Origin of the sequence: Streptomyces sp. SID3212, from assembly GCF_009865405.1 — a bacterium.
Lineage (GTDB): Bacteria > Actinomycetota > Actinomycetes > Streptomycetales > Streptomycetaceae > Streptomyces.
Genome location: NZ_WWJY01001138.1, coordinates 29,314 through 44,278, shown reverse-complemented (window position 1 = coordinate 44,278; position 14,965 = coordinate 29,314). Strand labels below are relative to the sequence as shown.

The 14,965-nt window shown below is 69.2% G+C and carries 14 protein-coding genes and 1 pseudogene; 2 read left to right on the top strand and 13 right to left on the bottom strand.

Translation table 11 applies throughout. The features are described from left to right. Positions 1–146 precede the first annotated feature (146 nt). The 5 genes from GT042_RS33905 to GT042_RS33885 all read right to left on the bottom strand — a co-directional run bounded on the left by GT042_RS33905 (position 147) and on the right by GT042_RS33885 (position 5,505). On the bottom strand, positions 147–1,103 hold the full coding sequence (locus tag GT042_RS33905; protein ID WP_161312522.1) for a WYL domain-containing protein: 957 nt from the start codon (positions 1,101–1,103) through the stop codon (positions 147–149). A 153-nt stretch (positions 1,104–1,256) separates the two neighbouring features. After that, positions 1,257–1,628, bottom strand: coding sequence for an FKBP-type peptidyl-prolyl cis-trans isomerase (locus GT042_RS33900; RefSeq protein WP_161312521.1), 372 nt, complete (start codon positions 1,626–1,628; stop codon positions 1,257–1,259). Positions 1,629–1,681: 53 nt separating this feature from the next. Then, positions 1,682–2,701, bottom strand: coding sequence for an FKBP-type peptidyl-prolyl cis-trans isomerase (locus GT042_RS33895; protein WP_161312520.1), 1,020 nt, complete (start codon positions 2,699–2,701; stop codon positions 1,682–1,684). A 173-nt stretch (positions 2,702–2,874) separates the two neighbouring features. Further along, positions 2,875–4,236 (bottom strand): Pup--protein ligase, encoded by a 1,362-nt coding sequence (gene pafA, locus GT042_RS33890; RefSeq protein ID WP_161312519.1) that lies wholly within the window; start codon positions 4,234–4,236, stop codon positions 2,875–2,877. A gap of 9 nt (positions 4,237–4,245) precedes the next feature. Next, positions 4,246–5,505, bottom strand: a complete 1,260-nt coding sequence (locus GT042_RS33885; protein ID WP_161312518.1) for an MFS transporter — start codon at positions 5,503–5,505, stop codon at positions 4,246–4,248. A 125-nt stretch (positions 5,506–5,630) separates the two neighbouring features. Here GT042_RS33885 and GT042_RS33880 point away from each other — a divergent pair, with 125 nt between their 5' ends. Then, on the top strand, positions 5,631–6,686 hold the full coding sequence (locus tag GT042_RS33880; RefSeq protein ID WP_161312517.1) for a LacI family DNA-binding transcriptional regulator: 1,056 nt from the start codon (positions 5,631–5,633) through the stop codon (positions 6,684–6,686). Between the two features lie 57 nt (positions 6,687–6,743). Here GT042_RS33880 and prcA read toward each other — a convergent pair whose 3' ends face one another. The 6 genes and pseudogenes from prcA to arc form a co-directional block, all read right to left on the bottom strand. Then, positions 6,744–7,556, bottom strand: a complete 813-nt coding sequence (gene prcA / locus GT042_RS33875; protein WP_161312516.1) for a proteasome subunit alpha — start codon at positions 7,554–7,556, stop codon at positions 6,744–6,746. Positions 7,557–7,609: 53 nt separating this feature from the next. After that, positions 7,610–8,455 (bottom strand): proteasome subunit beta, encoded by an 846-nt coding sequence (prcB, locus tag GT042_RS33870; RefSeq protein ID WP_161312515.1) that lies wholly within the window; start codon positions 8,453–8,455, stop codon positions 7,610–7,612. Next, positions 8,407–8,598 (bottom strand): annotated as a pseudogene (locus tag GT042_RS33865) (endonuclease VII domain-containing protein); the annotation flags it as partial. The pseudogene GT042_RS33865 and the gene prcB, both read right to left, overlap by 49 nt. Positions 8,599–8,711: 113 nt before the next feature. After that, the gene (locus GT042_RS33860; RefSeq protein WP_161312514.1) at positions 8,712–8,930 is read right to left on the bottom strand and encodes a ubiquitin-like protein Pup; all 219 of its coding nucleotides are present in this window, start codon (positions 8,928–8,930) and stop codon (positions 8,712–8,714) included. 136 nt (positions 8,931–9,066) lie between these two features. Next, entirely contained in the window at positions 9,067–10,578 is a 1,512-nt protein-coding gene (gene dop, locus GT042_RS33855) for a depupylase/deamidase Dop (protein ID WP_161312513.1), read from the bottom strand. Positions 10,579–10,842: 264 nt separating this feature from the next. Then, positions 10,843–12,609 carry a proteasome ATPase gene (arc, locus tag GT042_RS33850; RefSeq protein WP_161312512.1) on the bottom strand — a complete coding sequence of 589 codons (1,767 nt, stop codon included), beginning with the start codon at positions 12,607–12,609 and terminating at the stop codon, positions 10,843–10,845. A gap of 262 nt (positions 12,610–12,871) precedes the next feature. On the opposite strand from arc, the gene GT042_RS33840 reads away from it, so the two are divergent. After that, entirely contained in the window at positions 12,872–13,192 is a 321-nt protein-coding gene (locus tag GT042_RS33840; protein WP_161312511.1) for a ferredoxin, read from the top strand. A 52-nt stretch (positions 13,193–13,244) separates the two neighbouring features. On the opposite strand, the gene GT042_RS33835 is transcribed toward GT042_RS33840, so the two are convergent. Together GT042_RS33835 and GT042_RS33830 are read right to left on the bottom strand one after the other, a co-directional pair. Further along, a complete protein-coding gene (locus GT042_RS33835; RefSeq protein ID WP_161312510.1) occupies positions 13,245–13,826 on the bottom strand; it encodes a hypothetical protein in 582 nt (193 codons plus the stop codon). Positions 13,827–14,012: 186 nt separating this feature from the next. Further along, entirely contained in the window at positions 14,013–14,918 is a 906-nt protein-coding gene (locus GT042_RS33830; RefSeq protein WP_161312509.1) for a tRNA (adenine-N1)-methyltransferase, read from the bottom strand. Positions 14,919–14,965: the final 47 nt, after the last annotated feature.

Below are 14,965 nucleotides of genomic sequence, written 5' to 3'. Positions count from 1 at the left end.
GCCCGGAGGGCGGGGCTCGCGGTGTCTGGTGCGTGCGATCGCAAGGCGGAGGACCCACCCCGTACCGGACGTACGGGGTGGGTCCGACAACGCCGCGAGCGCGCGTGCCAGACGCCGCGAGCCAGACCCCACTTCGCGGACACGCCCTAGCCCTTGGCCACGGCGCGCAGCCGCTCCACCACGTCGGCCCGCAGGTCCGCGGGCTCCACCACGGCCACGTCGGGGCCGAACTCCACCAGCCAGGCGTCGAGACCGTGCCCGTACGGGATCTCCAGCTCGTCCCAGCCGTCGCCCAGCTCCCGCGACGACAGCGCCCGCGACCGCAGCGGGTAGCCCGCGCCCGCCCGCAGCCGGATCAGCGCCGACCGGGTCGCCGTCTCCCCCGCCCAGCTCTCCACGGTCTCCCGTACGGTGACCACGTCCGGCACCGGCGCGGTGAACGTCCCCGACCGGGAGCGGACCCGGCCGGTGATCCGCGAGAGTCGGAAGACCCGCTCGGCGCCCCGGTCGCGGTCCCAGCCCGCCAGGTACCAGTGCCCGCGCCAGCACTCCAGCGTCCACGGCTCGACCTGGCGCGTCCCGGCGGTCGCCGCGTTGCCCTTGCGGTAGTCGAAGACGACGGGCCGCCGGTCACGGCAGGCCAGCATCAGCGGCTCGAAGGCCGCCTCGTGGACGGGGATGCGCGGTTCCAGGGCGCTGTGGTGCGCCTCGTACGAGTCCTCGGCCTCCGGCATCCCGGCGGCCCGCAGCTTCTGGAGCGCGCCGCTGGCCGCGCCGGCCAGCCGCGCCTGCTGCCACACCTTGGCGGCCAGGCCCAGCGCCGCGGCCTCCTCGGCGTCCAGCGTGATCGCCGGCAGCCGGTTGCTGTCCCGCCGGGCCAGATAGCCGGTGTCCCCGTCGAGGTTCTCGACCGTCTCGATGACCAGGCCCAGCTCGCGCAGGTCGTCCTTGTCGCGCTCGAACATCCGGTTGAAGGAGTCGTCGGTGCCGGCTTCCAGATACGCCTCGATGGAGCCGCGCAGTTCGCGCTTGCTGAGGGGGCGGCGGGTGCCCAGCAGACACAGCGCCAGATTCATCAACCGCTCGGCCTTGGCAATGGCCATCGACGCTCTGCTCCCCTTCGGTCGTGCGGGATCACACACGGCCCGCCCGTTGACCGTACCGCCATGGGATGGTGCGGCAAAGCTCGGGCGTGTCCGCGACACGCCCGAGGGCCCGCGCCGGTCGGCACGGGCCCTCGGGGTGTCCGGTGATGATCAGACAGCGACCAGATCGCAGACGAAGATCAGCGTCTCGCCGGGCTCGATCGCCCCGGGCGCGCCACGGTCGCCGTACGCCAGGTCCGCCGGGATGATCAGCTGGCGCCGTCCGCCGACCCTCATGCCCTGCACACCCTGGTCCCAGCCCTGGATGACCTGTCCGACACCGAGCTGGAACTTCAGCGGCGTACCGCGGTTCCAGGACGAGTCGAACTCCTCGCCCGTGGAGAAGGCCACGCCCACGTAGTGGACGGAGACGGTGTCACCGGCCTTGGCGACCTCGCCGTCACCCTCCCAGATCTCCTTGATGTCCAGCTCGGTGGGCGGCTCGCCCTCCGGGAAGTCGACCTCGGGCTTCTCGATGCTCACGTGATTACTCCTAGGAACGCAGTCTCAAACCGTGCCAGTCTCGCAGATGGCCGTCAGACCTTGCCGATGATGTCGACCACGAAGACGAGCGTGTTCTTCTGGAGCTCGTTGCCGTCCACGGCGCCGTAGCCGTCCTTCGGGGGGATCACCAGCTCGACCCGGTCACCGACGTGCTTGCCGGTGAGGCCCTTGTCCCAGCCCGCCACCACCGAGCCCGTACCGATCTGGAAGCCGATGGCGCCGCCGTGGTCCCAGGACGAGTCGAACTTCTTGCCGTCCTCCCACTTCACCCCGGTGTACTGCCCGATCAGGCCCTCGCCCGCCTTGACCTCCGGACCCGTCCCCTTGATGAGGATCTGCTGCTCCAGCTCCTTGGGGGCCTTCTCACCCTTGGGGACGGTGATCTCCGCGGCCTTCCGGGACGGGGCCTTCACCGTGGGAAGACCCGCGTCCGGAGCGGCCTGGTCGCCCTTGACCTCGGCCTTCGCGTCCACCGACGCGGCGTTCACCACGTCCACGACCCACACCAGGCCGTCGGTCGCCTTGATGCCCGACTCCGGGTTGAGGCCGGCGCCGATGAGCGCCTGGGCCGTCCCCTCCACCTCGACGCGGCTGCCGGTCTTCTGGCCGATGACCGCTTCCAGGACCTTGGCGGGGATCCGCTGGCTGCTCTGCTGGATGCCCAGCTCGTTCAGCTGCGACACCAGCTGGGGGCGCGGCCCCTTCGTCTGGGCCTGCGCCGCCGCGGACCAGCTGCCGCCGAGGCTCTGGCCGTCCTTCATCGTCTGGCCCTCGAAGTCCAGGCGGACGAAGTTGTCCTTCGTGACCTTCGCGCCCTTGCCCTGGATGACCGTCGTGGCGATCAGCTTGTCCGAGGGCTTGGCGTCCTTCGGAGTCGTGATCTTCGGCTGGGCGCCGAACGCCCCCTCCACCTTGACCACGGGCTTCGACCCGCCCTCGTCGTCACCGCCACCACCGCTCTTGTCGTCCGAACCGCACGCCACGGCGGACAGCAGCAGGGCGGGCACGGCCAGTGCCACAGCGAGACGGCGCTTGTTCTTCGTGTGGTTCATGAGTCCAACTCGGGCTAGGGGGGTGAGGGCAACGCCCGCCACTCTACGGCTTGTGCCTTTGCTATCAACCTCATCCGGCACGCCCGACACAGCGGCACGCCAGGACCACGGGGGTCCTGGCGTGCCGCCGTACCCGTGACGAGTGCCCCGGCGGACACCCGTACGGGCGGGGATCACATCCCCGCGATGAGCTTCTCCACCCGGTCGTCCACCGACCGGAAGGGGTCCTTGCACAGCACCGTGCGCTGCGCCTGGTCGTTGAGCTTGAGATGGACCCAGTCGACGGTGAAGTCCCGCCGCTGCTCCTGCGCCCGGCGGATGAAGTCGCCGCGCAACCGGGCCCTGGTGGTCTGCGGGGGCACGGACTTGCCCTCGAAGATCTTCATGTCGTTGCAGATCCTGGCGGCCTGCCCGCGCTTCTCCAGGAGGTAGTAGAGACCCCGGCGACGGTGGATGTCGTGGTAGGCGAGGTCTATCTGCGCGACCCGCGGATTGGACATGGTCATGTTGTGCTTGGCGCGGTAGCGCTCGATGAGCTTGTACTTCATGACCCAGTCGATCTCCGTGCCGATACGGTCGAGGTCCTCCGCCTCGATCGCGTCCAGCGTCCGGCCCCACAGCTCCAGGACCTGCGCGACCACACCGGTGCGGATGCCCCGGCGGTCCACGAAGTCCACGGCCTTCTCGTAGTACTCCCGCTGGACCTCGATGGCGGAGGCCTCCCGGCCGCTCGCCAGGCGCACCTTGCGTTGGCCCGTGATGTCGTGGCTGACCTCGCGGATCGCCCGGATCGGGTTCTCCAGGGTCAGGTCGCGCATCACCGTGCCCGCCTCGATCATGCGCAGCACGAGGTCGGTGGCCCCGACCTTGAGCAGCATGGTCGTCTCGGACATGTTCGAGTCGCCGACGATCACATGCAGACGGCGGTAGCGCTCCGCGTCCGCGTGCGGCTCGTCACGGGTGTTGATGATCGGCCGGGAGCGGGTCGTCGCGGAGCTGACCCCCTCCCAGATGTGCTCGGCGCGCTGACTGACGCAGTAGACCGCCCCGCGCGGCGTCTGGAGCACCTTGCCGGCGCCGCAGAGGAGCTGGCGGGTGACGAGGAAGGGAATGAGAATGTCCGCGAGCCGGGAGAACTCTCCGTGCCGGGCGACGAGGTAGTTCTCGTGGCACCCGTACGAGTTTCCCGCCGAGTCGGTGTTGTTCTTGAAGAGATAGACGTCGCCCGCGATTCCCTCCTCGTGCAGGCGGCGTTCGGCGTCGACGAGCAGGCCTTCGAGAATGCGCTCGCCGGCCTTGTCGTGGGTGACCAGCTCGGTCACGTTGTCGCATTCGGGAGTGGCGTATTCCGGATGCGAACCGACATCGAGGTAGAGGCGGGCGCCGTTCCGCAGAAAGACATTGCTGCTGCGGCCCCATGAGACAACACGGCGGAAGAGGTAGCGCGCCACTTCGTCAGGTGACAGTCGGCGCTGTCCCCTGAACGTGCACGTGACGCCGTACTCGTTCTCCAGCCCGAAAATGCGGCGGTCCATGTCTGAACATTACGCCTGATGGCCTGAGCCCAAACCGGGTTCGGCCGCCCCGCTTCGATCATTTTCGATCAGAGGTACGGCATTCGAAGGACGGAGAGGAGCCGAGAGCACCCGCTGAGTGGCCAGCAGGACCAGCAGCGCGACCGTCCCGCCCGCCCCCGCCACGGCGAAACTCGCCGACGTCCCGGCCAGCTCCACCACCGGGCCCGCGACGGCCGTTCCCAGGGACGCGCCCACCCCGAAGGTCGTCACGAGCCACGAGAACGCCTCCGTGACCGTGCCCCGCGGAGCGTGCCGGTCCACCACCAGGAACGCGCACGCGATGGCCGGCGCCAGGAACACCCCGGCGACCGCGGCGAACGCCGTCATCGCCAGGACACCGGGGGTGAGGATCAGCGGCAGATAGCCGAGTGCCAGCAGCGCCACGATCACCCGCAGCCGCCGCTCGGGCGCCCCCGTCCACTCCCGCGCCCCGTACACCGAGCCGCCCACCAGCGCCCCCAGGCCCAGCGCGGCCATCAGCCACGTGTACACCGCCTCCCGGCCGTGGTCGTCCGCGTACGCCACCCCCGCGACCGTGATCGACCCCAGCGCGATGCCCACGAACAGGAACGCGCCCAGCAGCGCCAGCAGCCCCGGCGAGCGCAGCGCGCCCAGCCAGTGCGCCTCCCGGGGCGCCGAACGCCAGGCGCGCGACGGCTCCGACAGCACCACCGACAGCGCCCCGAGCACCCCGACCGCGTTCAGGACCAGCAGGGCGGCGCCCGGCGACCACAGCGAGACCAGCAGCGTCACGAGCAGCGGACCGACCGTGAACATCACCTCCTGCGCCACCGCGTCCATCGCGTACGCCCGGTGCACCCGCTCCTCGGCGCCCAGGACCCGGGGCCACAGGGCCCGCAGGCCGCCCTCCAGCGGCGGCGTGGCCAGACCCGCCACCACCACGGCCGCGTACGCGACCGGCAGCGACCCGATGCCCGCAGTCACCAGCAGGACCGCGCCCAGCGCCGAGACCACGGCGGCGGGCAGCTGGACGCGCGGCTGGCCGTACAGGTCCACCGCTCGCCCCAGCAGCGGCTGGCCGACCGCGTTGGCGATGCCGTACACCGCCGCGAGCCCGCCGGCCAGGCTGTAGCTCCCGCCCGCCGCGCGCACCAGCAGGACGATGGCGATGGGGGCCGTGGCGTTCGGCAGCCGTCCCACCAGCGTGCCCGTGAGCAGGCGCGCCGCGTGCGGCGCCCTGAGTATGTCTGCGTACCCCGCGGCCATGGTCCGTCCCCTCGTGCCCGGCGTGGCCGGATCCCTTCCGGCGTGCCGAGTTTTACGTATAACGTGCGGACGTCATACGTACCATGAGCGCAGTCCGCAGGTCCACACCACCGAGATCGGCAGCCATGACAGCACACCCCCCGCGGCCCACCAGCCGGGACGTGGCCCGCGCCGCCGGCGTCTCCCAGGCCACGGTGTCGCTCGTCCTCGGCGACAAGTGGCGCGGCCGGGTCTCCGAACCCACCGCCGCGCAGGTGCGCGAGACCGCACGGACCCTCGGCTACACCCCCAACCTCGCCGCCCGCAGCCTGCGCCTCGGCCGCACCAGGACCGCCCTGCTCGTCGTCCCCGCCCTCACCAACGAATTCTTCGCCCGCGTCTACACCGGCGCCGCCGCCGTCGCCGCCGAACACGGCTTCGGCGTCGTCATCTACCCCTCACCCGCCGGCATCGGACCCGCCAGGGACCCCTTCGGCTCCGCCCGCACCGCACTCGACGGCGTCATCGCCTCCTCCATGGCCACCGACGCCCTCGCCGCGATCCGCGACACCGGACTCCCCCTCGTCATGCTCGACAGCGACCCCGCCGCCCCCGGAGCCGCCGCCCAGGTCAACCTCGACATCGCCGACGGCTTCCGCCAGGTCACCGGCCACCTCCTCGGCCTCGGCCACCGCCGCCTCGTCCACCTCGCGTCCGCCGTCGACTCCTGGACCTTCGGGGTCCGCGCCGGAGCCCTCGCCGACGCCGTACGGGACGTCCCCGACGCGAGCGTCACCACCGTGACCGCGCCCTTCGACATCGGCGCCGCCAAAGAAGCCACCCTGCGCGCCCTCACCGGCCCCGGCCCCCGGCCCACCGCCGTCGTCTGCGACGGCGACATCTTCGCCGCCGGCGCCTGCAAAGCCGTACGCCACCTCGGCCTGCGCGTCCCCCACGACGTGTCCGTCACCGGCTTCGACGACCTGGCGCTGGCCACCGCCGTCGAACCGGAACTCACCACCGTCCGCCTGCCCGCCGAACAGGTGGGCGAACGCGGTATGACGGCGCTCCTCGCCGTCCTCGAAGGGCGCCGGCCCGAGCCGGGCGACCTCCCCGTGTCCCTCGTGGTACGAGGCTCCACCGCACCCGCACCGGACAGCACAACGCCGGGCAGGCCCGTGCTCGGCCTGCCCGGCGCGTAAAGCCGTCCGGTACGTACGGGACCCACAGCGCCCCGCGCGCTACTTCACCTACTTGACCTACTTGTCGGAGTCGGCCGACGTCCCGCCCGAACCGGTACCGGAGTCGGATCCGGAGCCGGGCTCCGCGTCCTCCGTGTCCGACGGCGCGTCCGTCGGGGTCGACGCCGCACCGTCCGCCTCCAGCAGACGCGCCAGCTGACGGCCCACCACCCGCTTGAACTTCCGCGCCTGCGGACGCTCACGGTCCAGGACCGCCACCTCCAGCCGCTCGGCCGGAATCTCCCGCTCACCACCGTTGGTGTCCCGCGACAGCGCCTGCACCGCCAGCTTCAACGCCTCCGCGAGGGACATGCCCTCACGGTGCTGCTGGTCCAGGAACGTACTGATCTGCTCCGCGTTCCCGCCCACCGCGACCGAGCCGTGCTCGTCCACGATCGAACCGTCGTGCGGAAGCCGGTAGATCTGGTCACCGTCCGGCGTGGACCCCACCTCGGCCACCACCAGCTCCACCTCGTACGGCTTCTCACCGGCACTGGAGAAGATCGTGCCCAGCGTCTGCGCGTATACGTTGGCGAGCCCACGGGCCGTCACGTCGTCGCGGTCGTAGGTGTACCCGCGCAGATCCGCGTAGCGCACACCACCGATCCGCAGGTTCTCGTACTCGTTGTACTTGCCGGCGGCCGCGAAGCCGATCCGGTCGTAGATCTCGCTGAACTTGTGCAGCGCCCGGGACGGGTTCTCGCCGACGAAGACGATGCCGTCGGCGTACTGGAGCACAACCAGACTGCGACCGCGGGCGATGCCCTTCCTGGCGTATTCCGCCCGGTCGGCCATCGCCTGCTGGGGTGAGACATAGAACGGCGTCGACACCGGCTATCCGTCCCTTTCTGTCAGTGGCATGGTGTTCAGAAGAGGGGTGGCGGTCAGAGCAGCGCGGCGCGCGGACCGTCGGGCTGTTGCAGGCGCCGCTCCAGGATCGAGCGGGCGATCTCGGCGGAATCCGCGTCGTTCAGCCGCCGGAAACCGTCCTCCGTGATCACCGTGACGATCGGGTAGATCCGGCGGGCCACGTCCGGGCCGCCCGTCGCCGAGTCGTCGTCCGCCGCGTCGTACAGCGCCTGGATCACCAGCGTCGTGGCCTGCTGCTCCGTCAGCTCGTCGTGGTAGAGCTTCTTCATCGCGCCCCGGGCGAAGATGGAACCGGACCCGGTGGACGCGTACCCCGTCTCCTCGGAGCGGCCGCCCGTCACGTCGTACGAGAAGATGCGGCCCTTGCCGCGGTCCACGTCGTAGCCGGCGAAGAGCGGGACGACGGCCAGGCCCTGCATGGCCATCGCCAGGTTGCTGCGGATCATCGTGGAGAGCCGGTTGGCCTTGCCCTCCAGGGAGAGCGTGGCCCCTTCGACCTTCTCGAAGTGCTCCAGCTCCAGCTGGAAGAGCTTCACCATCTCCACGGCCAGACCCGCCGTGCCCGCGATGCCCACGGCCGAGTACTCGTCGGCCGGGAAGACCTTCTCGATGTCGCGCTGCGCGATCATGTTCCCCATGGTCGCCCGCCGGTCACCGGCCAGCACCACACCACCGGGAAACGTCACCGCGACGATCGTCGTGCCGTGCGGCGCCTCGATCGCACCCTGGAGAGGCGGCAGCGACCGCTTGCCCGGCAGCATGTCCGGCGACTGCGCCGACAGGAAATCCATGAACGAGGACGACCCGGGCGTCAGGAAGGCAGCTGGTAGACGCCCGGTGCTACGAGTGTTGGCTTCCACGCGTTTCCCTCCAGATAAGCGATGGCGCGACGCAAGGTGTCGGGATCGTCTCCCAACTTACCGATGGCCGAATTGCAGTTGAAGCACAGTACGCCACGGACCCTACCCGTCTCGTGACGGTGATCCACATGAACTGCCGGAGCGGCTTCGCGGATCGGACGGGCCGTCACCACCGCCGCGCCGACACGGTCCGAACGCCCCACGAGGTAGGTGCTCCCCACATCGGGAGCACCCCTTCACCCGTTCACATCCGTGACTACTGTCCGCCCTTTTGGACGAAGGAGCGCACGAAGTCCTCTGCGTTCTCCTCGAGCACGTCGTCGATCTCGTCAAGAACGGAGTCCACGTCGTCCGACAGCTTTTCCTGGCGTTCCTTGAGGTCCTCGGTCGTGGCCGCGTCCTGGGACTGCTCCTCGACCTCCTCCGTGGAACGCGTCGCCTTCTGCTGTCCGCCGCCTGTGTCCTTGGTCGCCATATCCCTCACACCCCGCTCGGTTCGCCCCGCTCGATGTGACCTTCTTGATCAGACCCTACAAGCCGGGTCCGACATCGGCCCCGCAGTTGCTACAACGTCCGGGGGCCACCCGCATGATTCCCTTCCGGGGGCCTTTTCAGCCGCCGGACAGCACTCGGACCAGCTCTTCCGCCGTACGGCAGCGGTCCAGGAGCTCCTTGACGTGGTTGCGTGTACCGCGCAGCGGTTCCAGCGTCGGCACCCGTTGCAGTGAGTCACGGCCCGGGAGGTCGAAGATGACCGAGTCCCACGAGGCGGCCGCCACGTCGTCCGCGTACTGCTCCAGGCAGCGCCCGCGGAAGTAGGCCCTGGTGTCCTCGGGAGGCTTGGTCCTGGCGCGTTCGACGTCCTGGTCGTCCAGGAGCCTGGACATCTTGCCGCGGGCCACCAGGCGGTTGTAGAGGCCCTTCTCGGGGCGTACGTCCGCGTACTGGAGGTCCACGAGGTGCAGCCGCGCCGCGTCCCAGTCCAGGTTGTCCCGGCGGCGGTAGCCTTCCAGGATCTCGCGCTTGGTGATCCAGTCGAGCTCCCCCGACAGGCTCATCGGGTCGTTCTCCAGCCGGTTGAGCGTGTCCTCCCAGCGGACCAGGATGTCCTTGGTCTGCTCGTCGGCGTCGGCTCCGTACCGTTCCTCGGTGTATTTCCTGGCCAGCTCGAAGTACTCCATCTGGAGCTGTACGGCGGTGAGTGTCCGCCCGCTGCGCAGTGTGATCAGCCGGCCCAGGGTCGGGTCGTGCGAGACCTGGTGCAGCGTACGGACCGGCTGGTCGACGGCCAGGTCGACGTTGATGAAGCCGTCCTCGATCATCGAGAGGACGAGCGAGGTGGTGCCGAGCTTGAGGTAGGTGGAGATCTCCGAGAGGTTCGCGTCGCCGATGATCACATGGAGCCTGCGGTATTTCTCGGCGTCCGAGTGCGGTTCGTCGCGGGTGTTGATGATGGGCCGCTTGAGTGTGGTCTCCAGCCCGACCTCGACCTCGAAGTAGTCGGCGCGCTGGCTGATCTGGAAGCCGTGTTCGTGGCCGTCCTGGCCGATTCCGACCCGTCCGGCCCCGGTGACGACCTGCCGGGAGACGAAGAAGGGCGTCAGGTGACGCACGATGTCCGAGAAGGGGGTCTCCCGCTTCATCAGGTAGTTCTCGTGCGTGCCGTAGGACGCGCCCTTGTTGTCGGTGTTGTTCTTGTAGAGGTGGATGGGCTGGGCGCCGGGGAGCTGCGCGGCCCGTTCGGCGGCCTCGGCCATGATGCGTTCGCCGGCCTTGTCCCAGAGGACGGCGTCGCGGGGGTTGGTGATCTCCGGGGAGCTGTATTCGGGGTGGGCGTGGTCGACGTAGAGCCGTGCTCCGTTGGTGAGGATCACGTTCGCCAGGCCGATGTCCTCGTCGGTGAGCTGGCTGGAGTCGGCCGTCTCCCGTGCGAGGTCGAAGCCCCGTGCGTCCCGCAGCGGGTTCTCCTCCTCGAAGTCCCAGCGGGCGCGGCGCGCCCGGTGCATCGCCGCCGCGTAGGCGTTGACGATCTGGGACGAGGTGAGCATGGCATTGGCGTTCGGGTGGCCCGGGACGGAAATGCCGTATTCCGTCTCGATGCCCATTACTCGCCGTACGGTCATGCGGCCCTCCTTGCCCGGCGTCGCTCCCGTCCGGGAGCGGCGCTCAAGTACCGCTGGTGCTCCGGTGCGCGTGCGGTGCCCGTCCCCGCACTGCGCGACTCGGCGGTATCACTGAGCCTAGAACGCCTGAGCGCTGGTGGGGAGATCATTTCCGTCATTGGCCTGGTGTGGTGGATGGTGCGGTGGAAGCGGGTGGCGGAAACCGGTGGCGGAAAGCAACCGGCTGCGGATGCCCTCGCGGACATCCGCAGCCGGTCCGCGCTTCTACAGGTATTGACCGGTGTTCGCGACCGTGTCGATGGAGCGCCCGGTGTCCGCGCCCTGTTTTCCGGTGACGAGCGTACGGATGAATACGATCCGCTCGCCCTTCTTTCCGGAGATCCTGGCCCAGTCGTCGGGGTTGGTGGTGTTGGGCAGGTCCTCGTTCTCCTTGAACTCGTCCACGCAGGCCTGGAGGAGGTGGGAGACGCGGAGGCCCTTCTGGTTGTGGTCGAGGAAGTCCTTGATGGCCATCTTCTTCGACCGGTCGACAATGTTCTGGATCATGGCGCCGGAGTTGAAGTCCTTGAAATAGAGGACTTCCTTGTCTCCGTTGGCGTACGTGACTTCGAGGAAGCGGTTCTCCTCGGATTCGGTGTACATCCGTTCGACCACGGTCTGGATCATGCCGTGCACCGCGTCGTCGCGGGAATTGTGGTGCTCGGAGAGATCGTCCGCGTGGAGGGGCAGCGAGGACTTGAGGTACTTGGCGAAGATGTCCTTCGCGGCCTCCGCGTCCGGGCGCTCGATCTTGATCTTCACATCGAGGCGTCCGGGCCGCAGGATCGCGGGGTCGATCATGTCTTCCCGGTTGGAGGCGCCGATGACGATGACGTTCTCCAGGCCTTCCACTCCGTCGATCTCGGCGAGCAGCTGGGGGACGATGGTGTTCTCCACGTCCGAGCTGACGCCGGATCCGCGGGTGCGGAAGAGGGATTCCATCTCGTCGAAGAAGACGATGACGGGGGTGCCCTCGCTGGCCTTCTCGCGGGCGCGCTGGAAGACCAGGCGGATGTGCCGCTCGGTCTCGCCGACGTATTTGTTGAGGAGTTCGGGGCCCTTGATGTTGAGGAAGTAGCTCTTCCCGGCGGGCCGGCCGGTGACTTCGGCGACCTTCTTGGCAAGGGAGTTGGCGACTGCCTTGGCGATGAGGGTCTTTCCGCAGCCGGGCGGGCCGTAGAGCAGGATGCCCTTCGGCGGCCGCAGTTCGTGTTCCTTGAAGAGGTCCGGGTGGAGGTACGGGAGCTCGACGGCGTCGCGGATCATTTCGATCTGGCCGCCGAGGCCGCCGATCTTGTCGTAGTCGACGTCGGGGACCTCTTCGAGGACGAGTTCCTCGACCTCGCTCTTGGGGATGACCTCGTAGACGTACCCGGAGCGGGGTTCGAGGAGCAGGGCGTCGCCGGGGCGGATGTTGATGTCGAGGAGCGGTTCGGCGAGCCGTACCACCCGTTCCTCGTCGGTGTGCCCGACCACCAGGGCGCGCTCGCCGTCCTCCAGGATCTCCTTGAGGGTGACGATGTCCCCGGCGCTCTCGTAGGCCATGGCCTCGACCACGTTGAGGGCCTCGTTGAGCATGAGTTCCTGGCCGCGTCTGAGCTCTTCGAGCTCGACGCTGGGGCTGACGTTCACCCGGAGCTTGCGGCCCCCGGTGAAGATGTCGGCCGTTCCGTCCTCGTTCGCCTGCAGGAAGACGCCGAAGCCGGCCGGCGGCTGTGCGAGCCGGTCGACCTCTTCCTTGAGGGCCACGATCTGGTCGCGGGCCTCACGGAGCGTATTGGCGAGCCGCTCGTTCTGCGCGGACACACCCGCCAGGTTCGTCTGCAACTCGACGATCCGCTCTTCGAGAATCCTCGTGTGCCGCGGAGAGTCGGCGAGCTTTCGTCGCAGGACGGCGATTTCCTGCTCGAGATAGGCAACCTGGCCGGCTGGGTCTTCTGACCCCCGCCCCGGCCGGTTACCGCGGTTGATGTCGTCGTCGTGGGCTGCCACGGTCCTCACCTCCTCCAAGGGGAGCTGGACGCTTCCTGACCCTACCTGCGTGGGTGGTGATTGAAACCCCTAGATCACAAAGACTGCCGGGTGTGTCCGATCTTCACTCTTGCGCTCTCCCTCACGCTCCCTCACGCCAGTGCAATACCCACCCGGCGCGCTCGGAAAGCAGCCGGTTGTATCGTCGGAGTGTTCAACACCCGTCAGGGCTGGCGCGACTTACTCCATATTGCACCACCCGGCGCAGGAAACGGCAGGAGAGATGATCGTGCAGCAGGAGGCCACCGCCGAAGGCGTCACCGAGGTCCGCGAGCCTCTGGAGGTCTGGATCGACCAGGACCTCTGCACCGGGGACGGGATCTGTGTCCAGTACGCGCCGGAGGTCTTCGAGCTCGACATCGACGGGCTGGCGTATGTGAAGAGTGCCGGGGACGAGCTGCTCCAGTCACCGGGAGCGACGACTCCGGTGCCGCTGACGCTGTTGCGTGACGTCGTGGACTCCGCGAAGGAGTGCCCGGGCGACTGCATTCACGTACGGCGCGTTTCGGACAGGGTAGAGGTGTACGGCCCCGACGCGGAGTGACGCGCTCGGAGCGATCGGTCACACAGAGTGAGCGGTCACCGGGGGTCGCGGGTCATATGCTCTGCGATCCCGGGCCCGTGCCCCGTACGAAGGCGCCGTTCTTCCACTGCCAGGTGATCTGTTGTTTCTCGTCCGGGCAGCAGCGGGGGACGTCGGGGCCCGAGTAGCCCAGCAGGGTCGCCGTGACGGCGCCGTCGCGGACGGCGAGGCCGGGGCTGAGGCTCTGCTTCTCCTTGGGGTCCAGGAGGGTGGCCACGATCCGTGACCGGGTGGTGTCCTTCCCGGCCCTGGTGAGGACGTAGAGGCCGCTGGGCGGGGTGCCGGATCCCGCCACGCAGCGGACGGCGGCGACGGTCTCGGGGCTGCCGTCCCCGTCGAGGTCGCCGGAGGCCTTCTCCGTGACGACGGTGCCGGCGCCCGCGCACTCCAGCGGGAAGGTCACGCCGGCCGGGTCGGGGGCGGGCAGCGAGGCACCGGTGGTCCTGGCGGCGGAGCTGTCCTGGGAGGCCGTCGCGGGTCCGGGCTGGAGGAGTCCGGCGACCGCCACGACACCGGCCATCGCGGTGGCGGTGGCGAGCCAGTGCATCGGCCGGGGCCTGGTGTGCGCGAGGTCCGGGACGTCGGAGAGCTGCACGCGGAGGGTCTCCTGTGGGGGCGGTACCGGTGGGGAGACAGCATCGTGCCACACGTCACAGGGGGCGTGGAACAGCGGGGTCCGTATCGTCAACATAAAGAAACCGCCGTCCGGTTCCCGTGCGTGCCGGGGGAACTGGACGGCGGTGCGGTCGTGTTGGAGACGCCGGTACGGGCCCGGCGCCGGTCAGCGCGGGGCGCCGCCGCTGGCGCTGCCGGGACCGTCGTAGTCGTCGCCGTACGCGCCCTTGGCGGGGCGTCGGCGGCGCAGGGGCGGTTCGACGCCGTCGGCGAGCCGGCGGGCCGTGATGAGGAAGCCGGTGTGGCCGATCATCCGGTGGTCGGGGCGGACGGCGAGGCCCTCGACGTGCCAGTTGCGGACCATGGATTCCCAGGCGGCCGGTTCGTTGAACGTGCCGAATTCCCTGATGGTCTCGACCGTGCGGGCGAGCTGGGTGGTGGTGGCGACGTAGGCGCAGAGGATGCCGCCGGGGACGAGGGCCTTGGAGACGGTCTCGACGCACTCCCAGGGGGCGAGCATGTCGAGGATGACCCGGTCGACGTCCGTGTCCGACAGGTTGTCCTGGAGGTCTCCGACGGTCAGCTGCCAGGCGGGGTGGGGTTCGCCGAAGTAGCGTTCCACGTTCTGCCGGGCGATCTCGGCGAAGTCCTCGCGGCGCTCGTAGGAGTGGAGCATGCCCTGGTCGCCGATGACCCGCAGCAGGAACGCGCTGAGTGAGCCGGAGCCCACACCGGCCTCGACGACGCGTGCGCCGGGGAAGATGTCGGCGAAGGCCAGGATCTGGCCGGCGTCCTTCGGGTAGACCACGGCGGCGCCGCGGGGCATGGACAGGACATAGTCGGGGAGCAGGGGGCGCAGCGCGAGGTAGGCGACGTTTCCCGTGGTTCGGACCACGCTGCCCTCGGGAGCACCGATCAGCTCGTCGTGCGGGAACGACCCTTTGTGGGTGTGGAAGTTCTTCCCGGCTTCGAGCGTGAAGGTGTAGTGGCGTCCCTTGGGATCGGTGAGCTGGACCTGGTCCCCGACCTTGAAGGGCCCGCGTCGGCGGGCGGCACCGGTCGGTTCGGACATGTTGTTCAGCCTAGCTGGTTTATCCGGTGCCTCTGTCCGCCGTACGG

Bases quoted from the DNA above. Each gene is read 5' to 3' on its own strand.
- GT042_RS33860 (WP_161312514.1), bottom strand. From the start codon at position 8,930: ATGGCGACCAAGGACACAGGCGGCGGACAGCAGAAGGCGACGCGTTCC.
- GT042_RS33840 (WP_161312511.1), top strand. From the start codon at position 12,872: ATGATCGTGCAGCAGGAGGCCACCGCCGAAGGCGTCACCGAGGTCCGC.
- GT042_RS33895 (WP_161312520.1), bottom strand. From the start codon at position 2,701: ATGAACCACACGAAGAACAAGCGCCGTCTCGCTGTGGCACTGGCCGTG.
- GT042_RS33880 (WP_161312517.1), top strand. From the start codon at position 5,631: ATGACAGCACACCCCCCGCGGCCCACCAGCCGGGACGTGGCCCGCGCC.
- pafA (WP_161312519.1), bottom strand. From the start codon at position 4,236: ATGGACCGCCGCATTTTCGGGCTGGAGAACGAGTACGGCGTCACGTGC.
- GT042_RS33830 (WP_161312509.1), bottom strand. From the start codon at position 14,918: ATGTCCGAACCGACCGGTGCCGCCCGCCGACGCGGGCCCTTCAAGGTC.
- GT042_RS33905 (WP_161312522.1), bottom strand. From the start codon at position 1,103: ATGGCCATTGCCAAGGCCGAGCGGTTGATGAATCTGGCGCTGTGTCTG.
- GT042_RS33885 (WP_161312518.1), bottom strand. From the start codon at position 5,505: ATGGCCGCGGGGTACGCAGACATACTCAGGGCGCCGCACGCGGCGCGC.
- dop (WP_161312513.1), bottom strand. From the start codon at position 10,578: ATGACCGTACGGCGAGTAATGGGCATCGAGACGGAATACGGCATTTCC.